A 23,124-nucleotide genomic window follows, 5' to 3' on the forward strand; every position below is an offset into this window, starting at 1 on the left:
GTGGGGTGCGATTGCCGCAGGCGAGCCCAGAGGCCAATTAAGCACCGCTCTCAGATGGTTTTCAAATTGGCTAGTTACTGCGCCATCCATTGACCAGTGCCCAGAGTTGTGCGGACGCATGGCAAGTTCGTTAACCAGTAATTCAGTACCGGTATCAAATAGTTCCACTGCTAGCATCCCAGTTACATCCAGTAACGCTGCAATCTTTAGCGCCAACTCTTGGGCCGCAACGGCACGCGCATCGGTTAGTTCGGGACAAGGGGCGATAACTTCATGACATATGCCATCCGTCTGTGTAGATTTAACAATCGGATACGCCACGCTTTGCCCATGTGGACTGCGAGCCACCTGGGCTGCGAGTTCTTGGACAAAGTCCACACATTGTTCAGCTAATACTTCCTGGTTGTGTGCATGAATGTCGGCCATTACTGACAGAGCTTCTATTTCATTCTCGACAAACCAAACGCCTTTGCCGTCATAACCGCCCTTTGCGGATTTCAAAATAATTGGCCAGCCTGCTTGCTGCACAAAGTCTTGGAGTCCTGCAACATCTTTGATGTGCGCCCAAAGCGGGCAGGAAATTCCAGCTTCGCTCAGGGCCGCCCGCATTATTAACTTATCCTGGGCAAATTTCAGTGCCTGGGGATTCGGTTGCAGATTTGCTCCACTGGCAACCAAGGCATCCAGGACAACTGGCGGTACGTGTTCGTGATCAAAAGTGATTACATCACAGTCCCGCGCAAATTCCAGAACTGCAGAAACATCGTCATGGCTACCGAAAACCGAGTCGGGGATTACCTGAGCCGCAGATTCCGTTGGGCTAGAACACAGCACTCTAAGTTTTATGTCCAAATTTATGGCGGCTGGTTGCATCATGCGGGCTAGCTGTCCACCGCCAACAATGCCAACTCGAGGAGCACTCACTTAGGTAAGCCTACCTTGCTGTATTGAGGCTGGGCTAATTCAAGAAGCCAAACATTAGCGCTACTGCCCCGGGTGCGTTGTTAACCATGTGCGCTACTGCACAGACAGCGGTGCTTCCTGAACGTCGGCGCAACTCGCCTAAAATTAAACCTGCAGCAAACAAAATTAGTAAGCGTTTTGGCTCAAAATGAAATAGCGCAAAAGTTCCCGCCGAAACCAAAACGGCAAAGCCCGATGCCATTTCGCGTTTAAGCAAGGAGCCTAGCAGTAGTCCACGAAAGACAATTTCTTCAACAATTGGCGCGCCAAACAATACGAGTAGGGCAAAGACCACTCTGACCAATCCGTGTTCTTTACTACCGATCTCACCCGCGAGTGAATTTATCGGACCGAAAATTCTTGTCGTTACTAATCCAACAAGTAGAGTCACGCCCAAGCAAACCGCGCCTGCAAGCAAGGAAAGCCGCAGTTTCGCTTTTGACAGTGTCAAACCGAAGTCAGCCCGAAGTCCATTGCCTTTGTATTTGGAGCTAACGAATGGATATAAAACCATAGGCAGCCAAGGCAAAGTTAGTGTGAGAATCAGTGGCCAACCATGTTTCGGGTCTACTCGACCAACAACCATGATGACACTTGCAAAGGCACTTACTACAACAGCGGCAACCAAGGTTCCAGCAAAGTCGCCGAGCCCCCAATTCGGGTACTTGAGTTTTACGCCTCGCAATACTTGCGCACGGTACAAGTCGCTCGCCCCCGGAAAGAGCAGGCCATCCTCCACAACCGCAGGTGGGACTTCTGGTTGCTGTGCCTGAGGAAATGAATCAGAAATCTTAAATCCTAATAACGGTATTGTTCTGACTTAAATGGGCCATTTACATCTACACCTAAATAATCAGCTTGTGGCTTGGTTAGTTCAGTCAAACGAACACCCAGTGCATCAAGATGTAGCCGAGCTACTTTCTCATCCAGATGCTTTGGCAACACATGGACACCGAGTTCATACTCATCACCTTTAGTGAAAAGTTCAATTTGTGCCAAGACCTGATTTGTGAATGAGTTACTCATGACAAAAGATGGATGGCCAGTAGCGTTGCCGAGGTTAAGAAGTCGTCCCTCGCTTAGCACAATGATTGAGTGTCCGTCTGGGAAGATCCATTCGTCTACCTGCGGCTTAATATTTCTGCGAGTAATGCCTGGGAATTTGGCCAGACCTGCCATATCAATTTCATTGTCAAAATGGCCAATGTTTCCAACTATCGCTTGATGTTTCATTTGACTCATCATCTCGACCGTAATTACATCCCGGTTACCTGTTGCAGTGATGAAAATGTCGGCAGTCCCTAGCACGTCTTCAATAGTTAGAACCTGATAGCCGTCCATTGCTGCTTGCAGCGCACAAATTGGATCAATTTCAGTGATGATAACCCGAGCACCCTGTCCGCGAAGTGACTCGGCCGATCCTTTACCAACATCTCCGTAACCACAGACGACCGCAACCTTGCCACCGATTAATGTGTCAGTTGCGCGATTAATGCCATCTATCAAGCTGTGTCGCGTGCCGTATTTGTTATCGAACTTACTTTTGGTAACGGAATCGTTCACGTTGATTGCCGGGAATTTCAACTTGCCGTCAGCAAACATCTCATAAAGCCGATGAACACCAGTGGTGGTCTCTTCGGTTACTCCCTGAATATCTGCAGCTACTCTTGTCCACCGAGTCTTATCCTCTGCTAGCGAGCGCTGTAGGAGTGAAAGAATCACGCCGAACTCTTCCGATTCAGCAGTAGCCGGATCTGGTACAAAATTCGCTGCTTCATATTCCGCGCCCTTATGGACCAGCAATGTGGCATCTCCGCCATCGTCCAAAATCATGTTCGGACCTTCATGTCCCGGCCAAATCAGTGCCTGCTCGGTGCACCACCAGTACTCTTCGAGGGTTTCGCCTTTCCAGGCAAAAACTGGAACGCCATTTGGTGCATCTACACTGCCTGTTGGCCCAACTACTACTGCGGCAGCGGCATGATCCTGTGTTGAAAAAATATTGCAAGAAACCCAGCGAACATCTGCACCTAATTCGACCAAGGTCTCAATTAACACGGCTGTTTGAATCGTCATGTGCAAAGACCCCATGATTCGAGCACCGGTTAGCGGCTTAGTCTTTCCAAATTCTTCGCGCATTGCCATTAAGCCTGGCATCTCATTTTCAGCCAATCGAATTTCATTTCGGCCAAACTCGGCTAACGATAGATCAGCTACTTTGAAGTCGTTAGGGGCAAGAGTCATTTAACACTCCTCGTGGGTGGATTAATTGCCGGCAAACAACACGAGGCTTCGCTAGTAGGCGGTTTTCCTATTGTGCCACGAATCATCAGCTGGAGCACAATTAAACCCCGGTGATTGAGTTACTGTAGCCCAGCCTTTAATTCATTGATCGGCTCAATTGGCGACGGGTCTATCCCCATAGCAATTGCGGCATAAACGCTCGCCCAATCCGTTGGCAGTATCAGCGAGGCAATGCGAGATAGGCGGTGTTCGCCTTGGGCAACAATCTCGGTAATGGGGATTGACCGCTTAGCTGTGATTTCTGTAACCAAATCAATGCGCCGTGCGATTGCTTCATGCTCCGTGCTGTCGCGCAGAAGCACTAAGTGGAGGTTTCGTGGGCTACCGTCAATGTGGGGGTCAGTAAAAATATCCGCGAGCGATGCTTGACCCGCTAGTGCTCCATCAAAAGTGACGATTTGATTGTGGCCAACTTCGGGCAATGCGCCGTAAGCGGCTGGCAGTTTTGCATTCTCAGCAAGTTGTGCCATAAATCGGCCAGCAGCTGATCTGCCAATTGCACCAGTTCCCCACACCATTGGCAGCGATTCAGCCAAAGCAACTCCCAGCAATTTTGCTGGGTTCTCAAAAACTTCAACTTGTGGACCGCACGAGACACTAAGTGCATCCATCAAGTCAGCTGCGCGATTAAATTCATCTTCGGAAATGTTCGTGAGTTCTAAAGCATTTGCTACGAGTAAAAGCGGGGTCGCTATCGTCCACAGCGATGCGCGTGGCATTCGCCCTTGCGCATCAATACCGATATGAACAGCACCTGCCGTCTGCTCACTAATTGCTGCTAGCGGACTGTTGTTAGCGCCAATTGTGACGAGTCGGGCACCACGGCGACTTGCCTGTTGCGCCACTGACAAAGTTTCTTCAGTTGTGCCCGAACAGGAGACTGCTATTACCAAGTCGATTGGTGAAACCCAGCCGGGAAGATCGTGGGTACGCTCAATCAAAATTGGTACTGGCGTACCTTCGCCAGCCACTGCGCTGAGCACATCGCCCGAAACGCCAGAGCCTCCCATCCCAGCAACCAGCAGGCCTCGAGGCTTACCATCTTGCGATATCTGAGCCAAGGCATCTCGGTTGATTAAGTCGAGGGCTTGACGAACTTGAGCGCCCGAACTGGCAACACATTCGAGCATTGCACTTTGATCCACTTTCGCCAAGTAATCCTGGCTGTTCAAATTTGTTTCATCGATAAGCACGTTAATAATCAGCTTTCATTAAGGCTAGGACTTCATCGCGAATTGATTCCATCGTGGCTGAATCATTACCCTCAACATTTAATCGCAAAAGGGGTTCAGTATTGCTAGCGCGGACATTGAACCACCAGTTATTTCCTGTGACAGTAAGTCCATCTAGGGTGTCAAAACTAGCGCCTCGAGCTGTAAAGACTTCACGAATTTTTGAGATTACCAATTGAGCGTCCGAGACCGTTGTATTGATTTCGCCGCTTGAGGCATAACGACTGAATGGAGCCAGTAACTGACTCAGCGTAGTTCCTGGCTGCGTCTCGCCTAAGGCTGCCAGCGCATGCATTGCAGCTAACATTCCAGAATCTGCTTTCCAAAAATCACGGAAGTAAAAATGCCCAGAATGTTCGCCGCCGAATACTGCATCGGTCTCAGCCATCGTTGCTTTAATGAATGAGTGGCCCACTCTAGTACGTACTGGCTTGCCACCGTTTTCCAGAACAATTTCTGGAACAGCTTTCGAGGTAATTAAATTGTGAATAATTGTGCTACCAGGATTTTTCGCTAACTCACGAGTGGCAATCAAGGAAGTCAAAGTTGAGGGGTCGACAATGTCTCCCTTTTCGTCGACAACAAAACAGCGATCTGCATCGCCATCAAAGGCAAGGCCAAGATCGGCACCCAATTCAAGAACCCGCTTCTGTAGATCTCGCAGATTTTCTGGATCAATCGGATTCGCCTCATGGTTTGGGAAAGTCCCATCAAGAGCAAAATACATTTCATCAATCTGAAGAGGAAGTGGAGGAAGTAATTGGCCGCCAAGCACAGCAGGAACTGTGAACCCACCCATGCCATTTCCGGTATCAATAACAACAGAGAGCGGTCTGATGTTCTCCAAGGGAACTAGATTGCGAAGGTGAGAGGCATATTCACTCAACAAGTCCTGTTCGGTAGCGGATCCAGTCGGCCCAGAATAGGTTGGAAATGATTCGCTTTCGAGCATCTTGCGTATGTCGGCAAGGCCGGAATCTTGACCCACAGGTGCTGCGCCAGCTCGGCACATTTTTATTCCGTTGTACTCGGCAGGGTTGTGACTAGCTGTGAACATTGCGCCCGGAAGAGCTAATCGACCAGATGCAAAATAAAGTCCATCGGTCGAGCAAAGGCCGATGTTGATCACGTCGACACCAGCAGAGGTAACGCCTTGAATGAATGCATTGACAAGTTCTGGACCAGTTGGTCGCATATCGTGACCAACAACAACTTTGCCAGCGCCACCATCGCTGACCCGAATGCCTAAAATTTCCACAAAAGCTATGCCAACTTCACGGGCTAAATCTGGTCCCCATTGGTCTGGCACAACACCGCGGACATCATATGCCTTAATCAAGGCTGACAGGTCTCTCACTCAACCAAGTTTAGGGGTAGAAGACAGTTATTTTTACTCGCGGGTAACTGCGGTCAAAAGTCGACTAGACCCAATAGTTACGAATTATCTTCTTGATTTTCAACGTTTCGCAGCACTCGCAGGTGTCCACGGCGGGCGACTTCTTCAACTGAATCTGATAGTGCTACCTGTCCAATTTCCCGAACTGCATTGGCCAGCGCCTCTAAATCATCTGGTGCAGGTTTTAGCGCTTGCGGATCAAGTTCTAAGCGAACTACTTCCCAACCGCGAGGGGCAGTCAGGCGAATGCTGTGTTCGTCGCATAAGTCGTAACAGTGCGGTTCGCGAAAAGTGGCAAGTGGACCGAGCACTGCAGTGGAATCGCTGTAGACGTAAGTTAACGTCCAAGTTGCAACTGCAGTGCAGGAAGGTTTTGTGCAGCGTCTCGTTCCCACATTGGGAACCTTAGCCCACCTATGCTGTATTTATGGCCAATGACTCGCGCCGACGGATTCGTCGAGACCTGCATGGTCGAGGAGTTGTTGGTCCAATTTGGCCACATTCGGTACCAAAACGAATTGGGCCTGATAAGAAGTTCCAGGCTCAGATTTCGGCTGCTCTTTCAGATTTGGATGAGGTTTTAGGCGAAGACTTAAACCGGATCACGGTAAAGGTCGAGCAAGTACCGGGCATCCGCGAGATTGTTTTGAGTTCGGGCACCGTGCCACTCGGACGGATTGAACGTGGAAATCCGAATGTAGTTGTGCTTTACCAACGAGCCATTGAATTAAGGAGTGCTAGTCGTAGTCGTCAATTTCGAATAATTAAAGATGTTCTAGCAGAATTACTCGGCTTGCTATTGGGCAAGCCACCCCAACAGATTGACCCAACTTATGAGGGGCCAGCCTTGCGCGGATAGTCGCTATCCGACTTGAGCCCGTTTTAGCCGTCGGCGCTCACGTTCGGATAGGCCACCCCAGATGCCGAATCTCTCGTCATTGGCCAGGGCATATTCCAGACATTCCGCTTTTACTTCACAGGATGAACATACGCGCTTTGCGTCGCGAGTTGATCCACCTTTTTCGGGGAAGAATGCTTCTGGGTCAGTCTGAGCACAAAGGGCTCGTTCTTGCCAAGAGAGTTCTTCTGATTCTGCTAATGGGAGCCAAAGCAATTCGCTCACTAGCTTCTCCTAACTACGGCGGGCTTTTGCAGCCAAAACGCCTTGCAATTCCCTAAATTACACGCTTGTAGTTAGGGTCCGTCAAGTGAAATGAGCAAAATAATTGGAAAAAGGGTAAAAAACCACTAAAACCTGTTGGAAATGGGGTAAATCTGAGGAATGGCTCTCATTTTTCGGGGGTAAACTCAGAAAATGACTTTGCTAAGAATTAACTACCTGGCCAGTAAAAATATCCGCAGTCTGATGGTCGGCGGGGTGCTTTTTGCCCTAATACTTTCAGTTCTAGTTGTAGCAGTTCCAAGTACTCCAGCAAAAGCCGCGGGTGGAACTGGCACCTGGGGGAATTGGACGATTGCCCGACCAAATGGCACCTTGAACCTAAATGTCGGTGGCTTCACCAGCCCATCAGCAAACTTCACCACAACCGCAACTGGTCTTTCTGTCTCATCGGGTGCCAGTGCTTGGCTAAATTCAGGAACTTTGCCTGGTGCTGAATACGGAACCTCACGCGGCTCTGGCTACATCTCGATGGGCACTGCAACTGGTGGCGCTGATTCAGTTACAACATTCACTTTTAATAACACTACGCCGACTAGCGGATGGTCTTTCTCATTGGGCGATATCGATGCAGATCAGGTAACAATCTCGGCTACTGACGCATCCGGAAATCCCGTAAATGTTGGTGCTTGGAATGTCACTCCATTTAATTACTGCAACAACACAGCGCCCCGACCTACTGCTTGTGCTGGAGTATCGAACGATTTGCCAACTTGGGATTTAACAACAGGAGTAATCAAAGGAAATGGCAGTGACACGGATGGGGCCTCAGCTTGGGTTAGACCTAATTCAGCAATAAAAACCTTGCGCTTGCAATTCAAAAAACTAATTGGCTTTCCAACATATCAACTTTGGTTTGCCGGAGATACTCCTGAAGAGCAGAACTACAAAGTGACCCTAGCCGCTAGGTTATGTCCGACATACTCTGACATCATGGCAAATAAGGCGCGAAACAACATTATGGAGTCGCTGCAGAATGTTGGGATAAATAGTCTCTACGCAAGTGCGCCGTATGCCGGTGCGGTACGACCAGAAGTCGAAGACAATCCAGCAAGTGGGCAGTCTGCCTGTACTCCACTTAGCAATTGGACTTTTGGCATGGCGCAAGGAACGAATGGCAAAGATTCTGGAACATTCGGTGCGCTATCAAAGGTGCGAAGTCCTTACCAGTGGGCAACAACAGTGTCCTCTGTGCCAGAGCTTGATGCTTTTGGCAATGACACCGGTCGGACAATCTCAGGCGCAATCACTTTTAATTTAACGCCCGCGCAGATAACAGGACTGGCAAACCGGTCTTCGTGGGTACAAGGTGGCGTTCCAGGTTCACCACTTAATGGCAACAGCAGCATCGCGTTCGGTACCTTGCGGTGCGCGATTGACAATGCCAACGCTGACAACATCGAATGGCTAGGCACTTCAGGTGGTTCACGACACATGTTTTGTTACGCCTATTACGTAGACACCACTGAAAAGAGTGGCACCATCATTGTTCGCAAAGTTGTTCCAAAAGGTGGATCAGGAGTTTCATTCGGCTTCAGCGGTGACTTGAGCTTCACTCCTGGCGGCGCGTTTAGCCTAAATGCAGGTGGATCGCAGAGCTTCATTCGGGCTGCAGGCGAAACTTGGAATGTTCTCGAAGACTCACCCAAAGAGCCATTTGAACTCACTGGCTTGGCATGTAATTCATCAAATGGTTTGTCTACTGTTGACACCAATTTGGTCACTAGATCTGCCTCAATCACACTCGGAATCGCAGATACTGTTACTTGCACATTTACCAATGAATCTAAACCGAAATCAAAACTGACTGTCTACAAAGTCGCTACCGGTGCGGTGGGCACTTTCGGCTTTGACTTAAGCCAAGGCGGCACAAGTAAATATTCCGGCAACACCGCAGTTTCCGAACAAGGCGAGGAAGCATTGGTCACGGAACAGGCTGGTCTGGCACCAGGTACCTACACCATCACCGAGACATCACGGCCAAGTACTCCAGGTGGAACGTGGGACACTCCGAGTATCACTTGCGTTGACAGCACTGGCGCTGAAGTTACTAGCACGGGAGATGTACTTACTGGCGCTTCAATCACACTTTCCGGCAGTGACACTAGTTGTATTGTGGTGAATAACTTTTCGCCTGATGCCAAGATAAACATAGTTAATAAAATCATTGGTGGTAGTGGCTCGATATCAGCCGATGCTAGCTTTGTGACGATAAACGGCTTAACTCGAAGTGAGCGTTCAGACACGCTTACCAACATTGTTTGGGGTGACGGCGGAGCTCAAACTAGTCAGCAATCTGGTCTTGCATTTGGCACCTATGAAATCACTGGTGCTGCACCAACTAATACCGACACTTCGACTTGGGAACTTGACTCGTTAGATTGCACTGGTGGTGCATCACATTCCATTTCCGAATCAAATGTGTCGCTTGAACTCGACCCTACCTCGGTCGGTACAACTGAAATAACTTGCACCTATGTCTGGAAGCTAACAAATCTGGCAGACATCACGGTTTCAAAAATCAGCCTTGGCGAGGTTGGTACTTTCACTCTAACTGCCGAGTTAAATGGCGAAATTTCTGAAGGAGTGGTCACAACAAATGAGGTGAACAGCGCGACTGAAGCGATTACCTTGACCACAATTCCAGAAGGTACCGTTATCACTTTGGGTGAATCCGATGTTCCGATCTCCACCGATGGTCAATGGAATGTCACTACCGGCGGAAGTCCAACTTGGACCTGCACTGACACCGCTGGCAATGATGTAGTTATAGATGATTCAGGTCAATTTACGTCTACGGCGCTAAATATGACTTGCGTGGCGACTAATACTTTCACTCTTGACCCTGATCCAGAGCCAACTCCTGACCCAAGCGAATCTTATGACCCAGAAATTGCATATTCGCGAGGTGGCGAATTGCCAAATACTGGTGGGTCCAAACACCCAATGTCGCTTTGGGCTACCTTGTGGAGCGCAATCACTTCCCCATTTCAAAATTAGGCCTGACTCAGTTTCATAATGAACCGGCGGCTGATTGAAGTTGTAGTGATTCTGGCGAGCTTGCTTTTTGGCTACCTGCTAATTTCTGGCATCCAAAAAAGCAGCAACTCATCGTTGGTAAATGACAAACAGGTCTCTGCTCTGCCGACTTTTCCTGCGCCGCAAATTGCACCTACCTCGTCTGAATCGCCAATAGGAAAGGTGATTGGTCTGCTGACAATTCCTGCAGCTGAGGTCCTAACCTTGCCAATTGCTCGAGGCGTCGACGAGGTAACTTTGAACACTGGAGTGGCAGGAGCCTATTCTTGGTCAGGTCCTGGTGAAAATGGAGTCTTCGCCTTAGCAGCTCATCGAGTTGGTGCTGGTGGGCCGTTTCGGCACCTTGACAGAGTTGAGATTGGTGACCGAATAGTTGTTGAATCAGGATCCAAGAAATTTAACTATCGAATTATTTCGAACATCACCGTCGATCCAACCGATACCAGTGTGTTAAACGGACCGAAAGATGACTCGCGAATTGTTTTAATTACCTGCACTCCATTGGATACTTTTGCCAAGCGCATTGTGGTAACCGGACAACTAATTCGAGACTAAATCACTGTGGCCAGGGACGTAGCACAAATGTGGCCAGGGACGTAGCACAAATGTGGCCAGGGACGGGATTACGCAAAGCGTAAACGCTTTGCGTAACGAGCAGTACTGATTGGTTCGATCCCGTCCCCTAAAAGGCTAGACGGTTCTAAAATGTGGCCAGGGACGGGATCGAACCGTCGACCTTCCGATTTTCAGTCGGACGCTCGTACCAACTGAGCTACCTGGCCTACCGGTATCACCGAAGTGATACCAAGCGACCCCGACGGGACTCGAACCCGCGACCTTCGCCGTGACAGGGCGACGCGCTAACCAACTGCGCTACGGGGCCATAAGCATCTACCTATTGTGGCAGATGTCTTGCGGCTCGCTAAGTCATAAGACTTATCGGTCTTGCGTACCCCCAACGGGATTCGAACCCGTGTTACCGCCGTGAAAGGGCGGCGTCCTAGGCCACTAGACGATGGGGGCTAGGGTGCCAGTTTGTGACAGGCACGAACTGAAAGCATACGGTAACTAACGGTATTTGAGCAAAAGCGGGGTGCCCGTTCCCCTATTGTTTGCCCCACAATTACCGCCCTGTCTCGGGGTCGGTTAGAATTATGAAGTGGCCAAAAGCAGGTTATGCCTAGGTTGCAGTAAATAGTTAGTTCTCACGGTGATTAAGGGGGCTGAGCCATGGGGCGCGGCCGAGCCAAAGCTAAGCAAACAAAAGTTGCTCGCGATTTAAAGTACAACACGCCAAATACCGACCTGAGTGCATTGCAGGCTGAACTTTCGGGCGGATCTGCGCTCGTGCCAAGTGGAGATGATGACTCGTACTCTGGCTCGGAAGAATTGGTAGACGATCCTTACGCCAAGTATTACGAAGACGAAGATGAGTCAGAAGAATCCCCTGAATCATCTGAAAGTTCTTCGCAAGACGACTAGATTCGGTAATTTCCGACTAAGTTAACGACCCCACCAGCTGTGCCTTTAGCAAGCGAATCTGAAATATCTTCTGCGGTGCGCTCGCGGACTGAACCAACTTGCCAAGCCACCAAACCTCTTTGCGCTAATAGCGCGATTGATTTATCCGCGTCTGCGACTGCAACGAAGGCCAGCATGCCTATTCCCATGTTGAAAGTTTTCTCAGCTTCAAGTTGTGCTAGATTTCCACGCATTTGTAGGAAATTGAAAACTGGCAGCGGCATCCAGGTGCTGCGATCAATTTCCAACGCTAAATTTTGTGGCATAACGCGGGCAACGTTTGCCGAAATACCGCCACCAGTGATGTGACTGATCGAATGTACCTCCACTGACTTTATGAGCGCTAAGAGATCTTTTGTGTAGATGCGTGTTGGTTCAAGTAGCTCTTCACCTAGGGTGCGGCCAAATTCTGATATGTGATTGTGTACATCTAAATGTGCAAGATTGAAAGCGATATGTCGAGCTAATGAAAAGCCATTAGAGTGAAGTCCACTCGCTTCGATTGCGATTGCTGCATCGCCAACTTGGACTTTGTGAGCACCTAAGAGATTTTCAGCATCAACTACCCCAGTGCCAGCACCAGCGATGTCGTATTCATCAGGGCCAAGTAGTCCAGGGTGTTCCGCTGTTTCACCACCAACTAATGCGCAGCCAGCTAACTCACAACCGGTTGCAATGCCGGTGACAATGGCAGCCACCCGCTCAGGATTTACCTTGCCCACAGCGATGTAATCAGTCATAAACAATGGCTCGGCACCGCAGACGACCAAATCGTCAACCACCATTGCAACTAGGTCTATACCCACTGTGTCATGAATATTCATGCGCGCTGCTACATCAATCTTGGTGCCAACGCCGTCGGTTGATGTGGCCAACAATGGTTTAGCCATGGACTTAACGGCACTGACATCAAATAAGCCGGCGAATCCACCAAAGTTACCCACCACTTCGGGGCGGTCAGTTCTGGCTATCGCAGCTCGCATCAAATCAACAGCTCGTTCGCCAGCTTCTACATCAACACCAGCACTGGCATATGACAATGGTTCGGTCACGGGCGGCGAATCGCTTCCTCAATGGCGCTTAATTGCGCATCAACAATTTCAAGGCTTTCTAGTGAATGCTTACCCAGAACTGATTCGGGAGGCAGTTCAACTGGATATTCGCCATCGAAACAGGCTCGACACAAACGATCTTTTGCAATTCCGGTGGCACTGACTAGTTCATCGAGTTCCACATAGGCAAGTGTGTCAGCGCCAATTGATCGTCGAATTTCATCGGTAGTCAAACCGTTAGCGATTAATTCAGCTTTGCTGGCAAAATCAATTCCATAAAAACACGGCCACTGGACTGGTGGACTCGAAATTCGGACATGCACTTCGGCAGCTCCTGCCTCACGTAGCATCTTGACGATTGCTCGCTGGGTGTTGCCGCGAACTATTGAATCATCTACTACGACGATTCGCTTGCCTTCAATCACTTCACGAAGCGGATTCAATTTAAGTCGAATTCCCAGTTGCCGAATAGTCTGACTAGGTTGAATAAATGTCCGTCCAACATAAGCGTTCTTGACTAAGCCCTGCGCAAATGGAATTCCACTTCCCTGCGCATAACCAACCGCCGCCGGTGTTCCCGACTCCGGTACTGGGATGACAATATCGGCGTCAATTGGATCTTTGGCTGCCAGACGACGGCCTACTTCAACGCGGACTGCGTGCACTGGTTGACCAGCAATGCTGGTGTCAGGTCGAGCAAGGTATACATATTCGAACAGGCAGCCTTTTGGTTTTGCTTCGGCAAATCGAGACGACCGCAAGCCATGCTCATCTATCGCAATTAATTCGCCTGGTTCGATTTCGCGTACAAAAGACGCACCCACAATGTCTAAGGCTGCCGTCTCTGATGCCAAAACCCAACCGCGCTCAAGGCGACCCAGAACCAAAGGGCGGATTCCCTGCGGATCGCGAGCACCGTATAAAGTTTGGTCGTCCATGAATACCAGGCTGAAGGCACCGTTAACTTTGGGCAATTCGTCTAATGCCGCCGCTTCCAGAGTGTTATCGGGGTGGGCTGCTAATAGTCCAGTCAAAATATCTGTGTCACTTGATGCGCCACGACCCATGTCAGCAAAGAGTTCGGCTGAGTCGGATTGAATTGCCTTAAGGCGTTGCGCAAGCTCATGAGTATTCGTCAGATTGCCATTATGAGAAAGTGCCAGATGTCCCGTTGCAGTTGCGCGAAAAGTTGGCTGAGCATTATCCCAACAACTTGAGCCTGTGGTGCTGTAGCGCGTATGGCCAATAGCCAGATAGCCATGCAGCGATTCGAGTGCCGCTTCAGTGAAAACTTGAGATACCAGACCCATGTCTTTAAAGACTGTTGTGTTGTGGCCATCACTAACTGCGATTCCAGCTGATTCTTGACCGCGATGCTGCAAGGCATAGAGTCCGAAGAAGGTAAGTTTGGCTACTTCTTCACCTGGTGCCCACACACCAAAGACGCCACATGCATCTTGGGGTCCTTTTTCACCAGGCAGTAATTCGTGTCCGAGTTTGCCATCGCCTGCCACTGCTTTAGTCTATCGCTGAAATTGGAAACACATCTTGTGGCGTGCCCGAAGTTATGAACTGACACAATTGCACTGTGGAGTTTTCCGATGAAGTCAACCAATTAGTTGCTCGAGCCTTAACTGCGGACGCTGACGGGCCGGTTTTGGCTGATGCCGTGCGCCAATCACTCGAGTTACTTGCCCGTGCCTATCCAGGGCGGGCAGTTGAAGTTCGGGTACCCCCTTATTGTGTGGTGCAGATTATGGGCGGCACCACACATCGAAGGGGAACACCGCCTGCTGTAGTCGAAATGTCAGCACAAACATGGTTGAGCTTAATTTCGGGTTCATTAGTTTGGGCTGATGGAGTTAGCAAAGGACGGATCCAAGCTAGTGGAATTGGTAGCGATTTGAGTTCACTGTTTTAAATTTGCTGACTAGGCGAATAATGCAGGAAGTGTTTTTTCGCTTATTTCTCGTAGCTCGGCTAGCGACACCACAACCTCGCCACCATAAACATTTTCAATTCGTAGGCCCTGTCCACTCAGGCCGGATTCAGTGCCAATCTGCGAATCAACCACCCCAATACGGGTGGCTGGAAAATTGCGCGCTTCACACATGGCTACGAACCGCATCTCTTCGCTTCTGGGGACAACCACAACTGCACGAGTCGCGGATTCGCTCCAAAGAAAGACGAACGGATCCAGTTGGTCAGGAACCCAAACTCGGGCACCGATATCTGCACGAAGCGCCATCTCAATTAGTGCTTGAATGGCACCGCCATCACTAACATCGTGAGCAGCACTTAACATTCCATCGCGTGAGCCTGCAACCAAAATTTCAGCAAGTGTTCGCTCATTAGCTAGATCCAAAACTGGTGGCAGTCCACCGAGATGACCATGAATTTCATGCGCCCATTCAGAGCCGGCTAACTCGTCAAATGTTTGGCCGAGTAAATAAATTAATTCACCGTCTTCGCGCCAAGCGATGGGAGTTCTGCGAGTAACATCGTCGATCACACCGAGAACTCCAATCACTGGAGTTGGATGAATCGCAACTTCGGCAGTTTGGTTGTAGAAAGAAACATTTCCGCCCGTAACCGGCGTTCCTAACTCCAGACACGCATCGGCTAGGCCAGTGACTGCCTGTTCAAATTGCCACATCACACCGGGATCTTCTGGAGATCCGAAATTTAAGCAGTTGGTAACTGCTAACGGAACAGCCCCGGTAGTTGCGACATTGCGATACGACTCGGCGAACGCTAACTGAGCGCCACGATATGGATCCAAGGCAGCAAAACGGGCATTGCAGTCTGTTGAGACGGCAACTCCGAGTCCAGTTGCTTCATCGACTCGAATCATTCCACTATCTTCTGGTTGAGCCAAGACAGTATTACCAAGAACATATCGGTCGTATTGCGAGGTAACCCAACTCTTGGCGGCTAAATTTGGTGCGCCAACCATTTTGAGTAAAGTCTCTTTTACCTGGTCGAAACTGCTTGGACGCTGCAGGCGCTGCGCTGTCGGCTCATCAGCTTGACGGGCTGTCAGCCACTCTGGGCGGGAGTAAGGGCGATCGTAAACTGGGCCATCATGCGCTACTGACCGCGGTGGTACATCAACAATTTGTTCACCGTGCCAGTCAACAGTTAGACGGCCGGTGTTATTAACTTCGCCAATGACAACCGCTTCAACATCCCATTTCTTGCAGACTTCCATGAAGTCATCAACTTTTTCGGGAAGTACAACAGCACACATACGTTCCTGAGATTCACTCATCAAGATTTCTTCGGGCGAGAGCGTATGGTCGCGTAGTAGAACGCGATCAAGCCAGACATGCATTCCGCCTTCGCCATTGCTTGCAAGTTCACTCGTTGCACACGAAATACCTGCGCCACCAAGATCCTGAATACCTTCAACTAGGCCAGCATGCAAAACCTCAAGAGTGCACTCGATAAGCAGTTTCTCCATGAATGGATCGCCAACTTGAACGCTTGGTCGTTTTGCTGGGCCCTGCGCATCAAAAGTTTCGGATGCTAAAACGCTCACACCACCAATGCCATCGCCACCTGTGCGCGCGCCATAAAGAATGACTGCATTTCCAACGCCTGATGCAGCCGCTAGATGAATGTCCTCATGTTTCATGGTGCCAACGCATAAGGCGTTTACAAGTGGATTACCTTGATAGCTCGGGTCAAAAACTATTTCGCCGCCAATGTTTGGCAACCCCAAACAATTTCCGTAGCCACCAATACCGGCAACAACTCCGGTTAACACTCGCCTGGTATCAGGATTTTTCGGATCACCAAACCGAAGTGGATCCATGACAGCAACGGGTCTGGCTCCCATTGAAATGATGTCTCGCACGATTCCACCAATACCGGTAGCGGCCCCCTGGTAGGGCTCAATGTAAGAAGGATGATTATGCGATTCGACTTTAAAAGTCACGGCCCAACCTTGGCCAATATCAACCACTCCAGCATTCTCACCAATGCCAACAAGTAGCGCATCACTATGCGGAGCCTTCGCGCCAAACTGGCGCAGATGTACTTTACTGGATTTGTAGCTGCAATGCTCAGACCACATAACCGAGTACATCGCTAGCTCAGATGAAGTCGGCCGACGATTCAAAATTTCAATTATGCGCTCGTACTCGTCTGGCTTCAGCCCCAGCTCTTTGAAAGGCTGCTCTTGATTGGGTGTCGCTCTAGCTGCTGAGACTGTGTCTACACTCATGCTGACACCACCTTGCCAGCAAGCAAACTCGTCAAAACAGAGGTGAAGAAGCCAAGTCCATCGGTTGTCGGTCCGGTTAATTCTTCTACCGCATGCTCTGGGTGTGGCATAAGTCCCACTACATTTCCAGCAGAATTGGAAATTCCAGCAATGTCTCGGCGACTACCATTTGGATTCACATCGACATAGCGAGCAATAATCTGACCATTAGATTCGAGACTATCGAGTGTGTAGTCATCGGCAACGAATGAGCCTTCACCGTTCTTCAGGGGAACAACTATTTCTTGCCCAAGTGAATAATCAAGAGTCCACGTTGAAACATTATTTTCAATTCTCAATTTTTGATCGCGGCAGATGAAGTGAAGATGGTCATTGCGCGTTAACGCACCTGGTAATAGGTGTGATTCGCATAAGATTTGAAATCCGTTACAAATGCCAAGAACTGGCATACCTGACTTCGCCCCATCAATAATTTTTCCCATGACTGGAGCAAATCGCGCAATTGCGCCACACCGTAAATAGTCTCCATACGAAAACCCACCCGGCAATACAACGGCGTCAACACCGTGCAGATTCGGATCGCCATGCCAGAGCGAAACTGCTTGCGCACCGGCAATGGTTACTGCACGAATAGCATCTCGGTCATCTAGTGAACCGGGGAAGGTTACAACGCCTACCCTTGCGGTCATTTCTCAACCTGCACAGTGAAATCTTCAATGACTGGATTACTCAATAAAGTTTGGGCAATTTCATTTATTTGAACCAATTTATCTTCAGTGATTTCACCATCGATTGTCAGAACAAATTGCTTTCCTTGACGGACATCAGCAACACCAGATAGCCCTAATCGACCAAGTGCACCAAGCACGGCACGGCCCTGTGGGTCTAAAATTTCGGGCTTTAATGAGACATTGACGGTGACTATGGCCATGATTCCCCACTTCAAAGCAAACTAATAATTTAAGTCTAACTTCTGCACAAAATGGCGGCGAGGCAAGGTCGTGCAATCGTTAATTGAGCACAATTTCGTGCTTGATAATTCCTGAGAAAATCGGGGTAAGTAAGTTGGCATAGGTGCTCGTTAAGTGGTGCGAATCCCGCCACACAATGTGCCCGTCACGCACCGCTGGACAAACTTTGTTCGTGCAGTAGGTGCGCGTTAAATCAACACCAACGACATTAGAAATTCCTGAAACTCCGCCAGAACTAAACTGCGCTGGCGTTAAAAATGGAACAAGTGGTTGAGTGCAGGCATTAGCAGTACGAGCCGACAAGCAGTCAAGAGCATTTGAGTCAAAGAATGGATTATCTCGGATAACCACAACCTTTATCCCAGCTTTAGCAAAGTTAGCAACCATTCTTCTAAATCCAGCGAGATACAATTCTTTTCCTCTTGCCGGAGTGACCGCAACTGCTCCAGTCTTAGGATCAATTACTGATGTCTTCAGAGTTGATGCCACAAACAAAACCGTTGGTCTAGCTTTGATAATCGCGGTTACGGCGTTCTTGCGCCAAGCATTACAGACTTCCCAGGACTTAGTGCCAAGAACGAAATCAACATCTGCAACGCTACAGCCACTTCGAGTTAGTGAGAGGACTTTGGCATCACTTTCTGTTGCGGCTGCAAGCACGCCTTCAAAGTATTGATTGGCGTGTGAGTTTCCAAACAGGCCAACAAGTCGCCCACTCTTTGAACTACCGAAAACGCAACCCTTGGGTAATGCAGGATCTGGCGAGCTTGTGTGGCAGCCATTTGAGTAAGTTCGGGGAAAATCTGATCTAGCAGATTTTATTTCGCCCGGTGTTAGCACTATTCCGTCAGTGGAAGTTAATTTTGGCGTGTGCGCAGAAATAATTGTGTTAACCCAATCCGGGTTGTTGATTGTGGCACTTTTTGCATTACTTAGGTCCGCAATTGGCTGGGAGTTCAGTCGACTTGATGGGTTTGCATAAGCAACCGTTGCTAACCCAGCTACAAGGACTGAGAGGCCTAATCCAACAGCTAGCGACTTCTTCGCGCTGGCTTTTAAACTCGGAGCATTGCGCAATGGATTTTCAATCCAACGGTATGTGGCAGCTGCAAACACTACGGATAGAACTACCGCTGGTACCGCAAAAATTAATTTAAGATCTTCAGGACTTTTCGCCCCTGGCTGCAAGAGGCGAGTCGCAAAGAACAAGAGTGGCCAGTGCCATAAGTAAATCGAGTATGACCAAGTTCCTATTCTTTGCACAAAATCCAATTCAAACAGTTTGGGTCCTTGATTCGCCGCCGCAACTTCAGATCCGCCTACCCAGAGCAACAGCATCGTTGAGAGCACTGGAATAAGGGTGTGTGGGCTAGGCCAAAGCACCTTTGAACTAAATGCAACTGCCGAATAAAGCAGGCCAAGTACGGCCACCAAGCGCGCTATTCGTACAAATTGCATTTTCCGCGGCTGAAAATCACGGCCCAGAATTGCCACTATTCCACCTAGAGCAAATTCCCAAGCCCGACTTAATGGACTATAAAATCCGAATTGATTTCCAACTGACATGTGACTTTGCATTAGTAAATATGAACCGACAGAAATAATGGCAAGTACCAAAACGAGAGTCCAAAGTTTCAAATTACGCCGAAGGATTATCAACAGTGCCATCAGCGCGGGGAACATTAGGTAGAACTGTTCTTCGACGCCTAATGACCAGAAATGAATGACTGGGCTGACCGACTGAGGTGCCCAATAGTCCATGGCTATTGCCGCAAATCGCAAATTTGCGAAATAAAACGAAGCTGCCCGGATATCTAGGGCAGCCCGCTGTCCTTCAAGTCCCGGGATGAATAGCCAACTTGCAACCAAGGTGAATATCAAAACTAAAGCAGCAGCTGGGATGAGCCGCCGGGCTCGTCGTGCTACGAAATTAAGTAGATGCAGGCTACCTGTTTTCACATATTCGGAAACCATCATTCCAATAATCAGGTAGCCGGAAATCACAAAGAAAATATCAACACCTATGAATCCAGAGCGAACCAGATGGTGACCAAAAATCGAGAAGCCAGCGTGATAAATGACAACGATGCCAACTGCGTAGGCGCGTAAGGCTTGAATGTCCTTGCGAATCACCTACGGCTCCTAACTTGAGCTAGAACTTAAAGGCGGATGACGTTTGCGCCTGAAAGTTTGCCGCGAGTATCCAGAATAACTTTTGCGCCGGCCTGTATTTCGCCCAAGTTGTAACTCTTGTGTGGTTGCAGAAGTACGACTATGTCAGCTTTTGGCAATTCGGCTTTTAAGTCGGAAACTCCAGTCAGAATCCGATCGTGCTCATGCTCACCGTGTTCAGAATCAATATTCCAAGAACTCACATACGGATCGTGATAAACCACATCGGCACCCAGGCTCATCAGTTCTCGGGCTATCGGACGAACCGGACTTTCGCGCTGGTCTGCAATGTCTGGCTTGTAAGTGACGCCGAGTAGGAGTACCCGTGACCCTTTAACTGCTTTGCCATCTTCATTAAGGGCATCTTGCACCCTTCGCCGGACGTACACAGGCATTCCAGCGTTGATTTCTTGAGCAAGTTCAACAAATCGGAATGGTCGACCAAGCACAGTTTTAACATGGTGAGATAAATAATTTGGATCAATAGGTATGCAATGTCCGCCAACACCGGGACCGGGATAAAAAGCCTGGTAACCAAATGGCTTAGTTGAGGCACATGAAATTGCATCCCACAAATCGATGTTTAACAGATTGCTGAACTCAACTAATTCATTCATCAACGCAATGTTTACATGTCGGTATGTGTTCTCTAGTAACTTGGCCATTTCGGCTTCTTTAGCACCTTTAGCTGGAACAACTTGTTCAACAAACCGTGAATAAAATTCTGCCGCACGCTTGGTGCCAACCTCATTAACGCCGCCAACAACTTTTGGTGTATTGGTCATTCCATAAACAGGATTTCCAGGATCTATCCGCTCTGGACTAAATGCCAAATCAAAGTCGCCAAGTTTAAGTCCATGAGCTTCAAGTAACGGGAGAACTACTTCTTCTGTAGTTCCGGGGTAGGTAGTTGATTCCAAAATAAAGAGTGACCCAGCGGATAGATGGGCAGCCACGGCCTTTGTAGCGCCAATAACTGCACCGAGGTCTGGGCCGCCTTCTTCAGAAAGTGGCGTTGGCACACAAACCACAATTGCATCTGCATTTGCCACAACTGAAGCATCGCTTGTGGCCAAGAAACCGCGATCAAGCATTTTCTGCACATCTGCATCACTTAAATCATCTACATGAGAGTGACCAGCATTAAGGCCATCCAGAACTGCCTGATTTAAATCAAGCCCTTTAACGGATAGTCCTGCCTCACTCGCCGCCTGAGCCAGCGGAAGCCCTACATAACCAAGACCAACAACTACTACATCAACTTTTTCCGACATAACCTCAAGAATAGTAGGGGTTAGATAGAACTGCAGTTAGGCAGGGCAGGCAAGGACACCAAACTCCCGATAGACCCGAGCAACCTCAGCGGTGATGGCTGGCCAGTTTCGATTTTCCACTACCCAAGCTCGGGCATTGCGACCTAGTCGGTCACGGGTATCTGGACTGTCAATCAATTCAGCAAGCACTCGCGCCAAGTCGCCAACATTTCCCTTCTCAAAGATGACTCCGATGTCCTCGGTGCCAATAATCTCTGCCATTGCGGAAACGCTAGACATAACTAGACAACGACCCATCGCCATAGCTTCGAACGGTTTTAGTGGCGAAACCTCTTCACAAATAGGCAGTGGCAAACGAGGTAGCGGACAAATATCCATGATTGAGTAATAGGAATTGACCTCACTGTGTGCCACGCGACCAACCAGGGTAATTAGTTCACGCGCTGGAGAATTTGCAATGTGCTTCTCCAGCTCAGGGGTATGTGGGCCTGATCCGACGATTACAACCTGAAAATCCGTCCGAGTTTTCTGCAATTCCTCGGCGGCATCCACCAGAAGATCTAGCCCCTCGTAATCAAGTACCGAGCCCACATATCCAATTATGGTTTTGTCGCTCAGACCTAATTTTTCCGTGAGCTCAACATCGCGAGGCATCTGAGAGAAGTTTTCAACGTTCACGCCATTAGGTAACAGGGAAGTTCTACTTGCCTGTGCGCCTCGCTTAACGGACCGCTCTATCAATGCGCCAGTGATGCCAAACACCCAATCCGCCTGCACTACTGCCTGAGTTTCGATTCCTCGAACTAATGCGTCTTGATCGCTGCCAAGTCGGTACTGAGTAAATGATTCATCGCGAAGTTCATGTAAGCCACGAACTTCAAATACCGCTCTAATATTTAGGCGGCGCGCAACTTCGGTGGCAACAATTCCATTAAGACCAAAACTTGCTGCATGGATTATTTCTGGTCTAAATTCCAAACACCATTGCTCTAACAGGTCAGCCCATTCACGTGCATAACTCAGATAGGTGTGTCTCGGGACGCTCACTTCGGGCAATCGATGGTAATGCACAGACTCAATTTGCAAGGGTGCTGGTACTGCAACGCCTTCTTCGGGAAGAATGCCCAGATCGTGGGGAAAGCCAGGTCTAGTAATGCCAAAAACTTCGTAGCCGTGGCTAGCGATTCCGGACATTACACCGTGACTGCGAGTTGCATAGCCACCGCTTTGAAAAGGTAGAGAGTTGTGCAAAATGTATGCGACTCGTCCAGGAATAGGTTCGTAATTTTTGTGATCCGGCCGATCTAAGAAAGTAATTCCCGATTGCAAAACTTCATTTGCTTCAGTGAGTCGGCGAATGTGGTTATTCCGCTTAATTCCATTTTGCCTCTTTGGACTCAATGCAGTAAAAAGTTTTACTGCAAGTTTTACATCGCCCAATCGCCAAAGGCGAACCAGCATGAATTCAATGTCTTTAACTGATGAATCAATAGGAAAATTCTCAAGTAAGCCCTGCGCGATAACTGATGCAGTTTTCCCACTCTCAGGATCGACAGTTGCAATATCGTTGCGCAGAATAAACCGATTAAGCCGCGCTCTTTCATTTCGATGCGTTCTGGTCCAAGGAAGGTGTTTCAAAAGTGCGCGTTTTTTTCGACGGAAAAGCAGAATCTGTTCGGCGAATCTACCTTCGGGAATAGTTTCATCGGCCCGCAAAACGATTGCCGGTGAATCAAAGTCTTCCACGGGCATCACCAATCTGTTTGCTTGGATTCTGACTTTATCCAGTCCT

Annotated in this window: 20 protein-coding genes and 3 tRNA genes; 5 read left to right on the top strand and 18 right to left on the bottom strand. The window is 49.0% G+C overall.

Going from position 1 to position 23,124, the window contains the following annotated elements; genetic code table 11:
• The 6 genes from EBS36_03980 to EBS36_04005 all read right to left on the bottom strand — a co-directional run.
• The coding region (locus EBS36_03980; GenBank protein NBU32314.1) for a 5-(carboxyamino)imidazole ribonucleotide synthase at positions 1-903 on the bottom strand (903 nt) is incomplete at its 3' end.
• Between the two features lie 55 nt (positions 904-958).
• Positions 959-1,702: a CPBP family intramembrane metalloprotease gene (locus EBS36_03985; protein NBU32315.1), complete on the bottom strand. Its 744-nt coding sequence runs from the start codon at positions 1,700-1,702 to the stop codon at positions 959-961.
• Between the two features lie 59 nt (positions 1,703-1,761).
• Positions 1,762-3,207, bottom strand: coding sequence for an adenosylhomocysteinase (locus EBS36_03990; GenBank protein ID NBU32316.1), 1,446 nt, complete (start codon positions 3,205-3,207; stop codon positions 1,762-1,764).
• A gap of 119 nt (positions 3,208-3,326) precedes the next feature.
• Complete coding sequence (locus EBS36_03995; protein ID NBU32317.1) at positions 3,327-4,460, bottom strand: SIS domain-containing protein; 1,134 nt, start codon at positions 4,458-4,460, stop codon at positions 3,327-3,329.
• Between the two features lies 1 nt (position 4,461).
• Positions 4,462-5,856: a phosphomannomutase/phosphoglucomutase gene (locus tag EBS36_04000; GenBank protein ID NBU32318.1), complete on the bottom strand. Its 1,395-nt coding sequence runs from the start codon at positions 5,854-5,856 to the stop codon at positions 4,462-4,464.
• Between the two features lie 77 nt (positions 5,857-5,933).
• Entirely contained in the window at positions 5,934-6,290 is a 357-nt protein-coding gene (locus EBS36_04005; protein NBU32319.1) for a DUF3499 domain-containing protein, read from the bottom strand.
• A gap of 32 nt (positions 6,291-6,322) precedes the next feature.
• Between EBS36_04005 and EBS36_04010 the strand changes: the two genes are divergently transcribed.
• A complete protein-coding gene (locus EBS36_04010; protein ID NBU32320.1) occupies positions 6,323-6,754 on the top strand; it encodes a hypothetical protein in 432 nt (143 codons plus the stop codon).
• Between the two features lie 3 nt (positions 6,755-6,757).
• Here EBS36_04010 and EBS36_04015 read toward each other — a convergent pair whose 3' ends face one another.
• Positions 6,758-7,018, bottom strand: coding sequence for a WhiB family transcriptional regulator (locus EBS36_04015; protein NBU32321.1), 261 nt, complete (start codon positions 7,016-7,018; stop codon positions 6,758-6,760).
• A gap of 192 nt (positions 7,019-7,210) precedes the next feature.
• On the opposite strand from EBS36_04015, the gene EBS36_04020 reads away from it, so the two are divergent.
• Complete coding sequence (locus tag EBS36_04020; protein ID NBU32322.1) at positions 7,211-10,075, top strand: hypothetical protein; 2,865 nt, start codon at positions 7,211-7,213, stop codon at positions 10,073-10,075.
• A gap of 18 nt (positions 10,076-10,093) precedes the next feature.
• Positions 10,094-10,669, top strand: a complete 576-nt coding sequence (locus EBS36_04025) for a class E sortase (GenBank protein ID NBU32323.1) — start codon at positions 10,094-10,096, stop codon at positions 10,667-10,669.
• Positions 10,670-10,822: 153 nt separating this feature from the next.
• Here the strand turns inward: EBS36_04025 and EBS36_04030 are convergent.
• From EBS36_04030 to EBS36_04040, 3 genes are all read right to left on the bottom strand, one after another.
• Positions 10,823-10,896, bottom strand: a tRNA-Phe gene (locus EBS36_04030).
• A gap of 27 nt (positions 10,897-10,923) precedes the next feature.
• Positions 10,924-10,997: transfer RNA gene (locus EBS36_04035), tRNA-Asp, on the bottom strand.
• Positions 10,998-11,064: 67 nt separating this feature from the next.
• Positions 11,065-11,137: transfer RNA gene (locus EBS36_04040), tRNA-Glu, on the bottom strand.
• Positions 11,138-11,344: 207 nt separating this feature from the next.
• Between EBS36_04040 and EBS36_04045 the strand changes: the two genes are divergently transcribed.
• Positions 11,345-11,596, top strand: a complete 252-nt coding sequence (locus tag EBS36_04045) for a DUF3073 domain-containing protein (protein ID NBU32324.1) — start codon at positions 11,345-11,347, stop codon at positions 11,594-11,596.
• On the opposite strand, the gene EBS36_04050 is transcribed toward EBS36_04045, so the two are convergent.
• A complete protein-coding gene (locus EBS36_04050) occupies positions 11,593-12,687 on the bottom strand; it encodes a phosphoribosylformylglycinamidine cyclo-ligase (protein NBU32325.1) in 1,095 nt (364 codons plus the stop codon). The genes EBS36_04045 and EBS36_04050 overlap by 4 nt on opposite strands.
• On the bottom strand, positions 12,684-14,201 hold the full coding sequence (locus tag EBS36_04055) for an amidophosphoribosyltransferase (GenBank protein NBU32326.1): 1,518 nt from the start codon (positions 14,199-14,201) through the stop codon (positions 12,684-12,686). The genes EBS36_04050 and EBS36_04055 overlap by 4 nt, the downstream gene beginning before the upstream one ends.
• 74 nt (positions 14,202-14,275) lie before the next feature.
• On the opposite strand from EBS36_04055, the gene EBS36_04060 reads away from it, so the two are divergent.
• Positions 14,276-14,608 carry a hypothetical protein gene (locus tag EBS36_04060; GenBank protein ID NBU32327.1) on the top strand — a complete coding sequence of 111 codons (333 nt, stop codon included), beginning with the start codon at positions 14,276-14,278 and terminating at the stop codon, positions 14,606-14,608.
• A 9-nt stretch (positions 14,609-14,617) separates the two neighbouring features.
• On the opposite strand, the gene purL is transcribed toward EBS36_04060, so the two are convergent.
• The 6 genes from purL to EBS36_04090 all read right to left on the bottom strand — a co-directional run bounded on the left by purL (position 14,618) and on the right by EBS36_04090 (position 23,084).
• Entirely contained in the window at positions 14,618-16,915 is a 2,298-nt protein-coding gene (gene purL / locus EBS36_04065) for a phosphoribosylformylglycinamidine synthase subunit PurL (GenBank protein ID NBU32328.1), read from the bottom strand.
• On the bottom strand, positions 16,912-17,604 hold the full coding sequence (purQ, locus tag EBS36_04070; GenBank protein NBU32329.1) for a phosphoribosylformylglycinamidine synthase subunit PurQ: 693 nt from the start codon (positions 17,602-17,604) through the stop codon (positions 16,912-16,914). The genes purL and purQ overlap by 4 nt, the downstream gene beginning before the upstream one ends.
• The gene (purS, locus tag EBS36_04075) at positions 17,601-17,846 is read right to left on the bottom strand and encodes a phosphoribosylformylglycinamidine synthase subunit PurS (GenBank protein NBU32330.1); all 246 of its coding nucleotides are present in this window, start codon (positions 17,844-17,846) and stop codon (positions 17,601-17,603) included. The genes purQ and purS overlap by 4 nt, the downstream gene beginning before the upstream one ends.
• 79 nt (positions 17,847-17,925) lie before the next feature.
• A complete protein-coding gene (locus tag EBS36_04080) occupies positions 17,926-20,019 on the bottom strand; it encodes an acyltransferase (GenBank protein ID NBU32331.1) in 2,094 nt (697 codons plus the stop codon).
• A gap of 26 nt (positions 20,020-20,045) precedes the next feature.
• The gene (locus tag EBS36_04085; GenBank protein ID NBU32332.1) at positions 20,046-21,332 is read right to left on the bottom strand and encodes a nucleotide sugar dehydrogenase; all 1,287 of its coding nucleotides are present in this window, start codon (positions 21,330-21,332) and stop codon (positions 20,046-20,048) included.
• A gap of 36 nt (positions 21,333-21,368) precedes the next feature.
• Positions 21,369-23,084 carry a glycosyltransferase gene (locus EBS36_04090; protein NBU32333.1) on the bottom strand — a complete coding sequence of 572 codons (1,716 nt, stop codon included), beginning with the start codon at positions 23,082-23,084 and terminating at the stop codon, positions 21,369-21,371.
• Positions 23,085-23,124 lie beyond the last annotated feature (40 nt).

The sequence above is a fragment of the Actinomycetota bacterium genome (genome assembly GCA_009923495.1).
Lineage (GTDB): Bacteria > Actinomycetota > Actinomycetes > S36-B12 > UBA5976 > UBA5976.

Coding starts and splice junctions, on each gene's coding strand:
- EBS36_03990 (NBU32316.1), bottom strand. CDS start 3,207: ATGACTCTTGCCCCTAACGACTTCAAAGTAGCTGATCTATCGTTAGCC.
- EBS36_04010 (NBU32320.1), top strand. CDS start 6,323: ATGGCCAATGACTCGCGCCGACGGATTCGTCGAGACCTGCATGGTCGA.
- EBS36_04020 (NBU32322.1), top strand. CDS start 7,211: ATGACTTTGCTAAGAATTAACTACCTGGCCAGTAAAAATATCCGCAGT.
- EBS36_04025 (NBU32323.1), top strand. CDS start 10,094: ATGAACCGGCGGCTGATTGAAGTTGTAGTGATTCTGGCGAGCTTGCTT.
- EBS36_04045 (NBU32324.1), top strand. CDS start 11,345: ATGGGGCGCGGCCGAGCCAAAGCTAAGCAAACAAAAGTTGCTCGCGAT.
- purL (NBU32328.1), bottom strand. CDS start 16,915: ATGAGTGTAGACACAGTCTCAGCAGCTAGAGCGACACCCAATCAAGAG.
- purQ (NBU32329.1), bottom strand. CDS start 17,604: ATGACCGCAAGGGTAGGCGTTGTAACCTTCCCCGGTTCACTAGATGAC.
- purS (NBU32330.1), bottom strand. CDS start 17,846: ATGGCCATAGTCACCGTCAATGTCTCATTAAAGCCCGAAATTTTAGAC.
- EBS36_04085 (NBU32332.1), bottom strand. CDS start 21,332: ATGTCGGAAAAAGTTGATGTAGTAGTTGTTGGTCTTGGTTATGTAGGG.
- EBS36_04090 (NBU32333.1), bottom strand. CDS start 23,084: ATGCCCGTGGAAGACTTTGATTCACCGGCAATCGTTTTGCGGGCCGAT.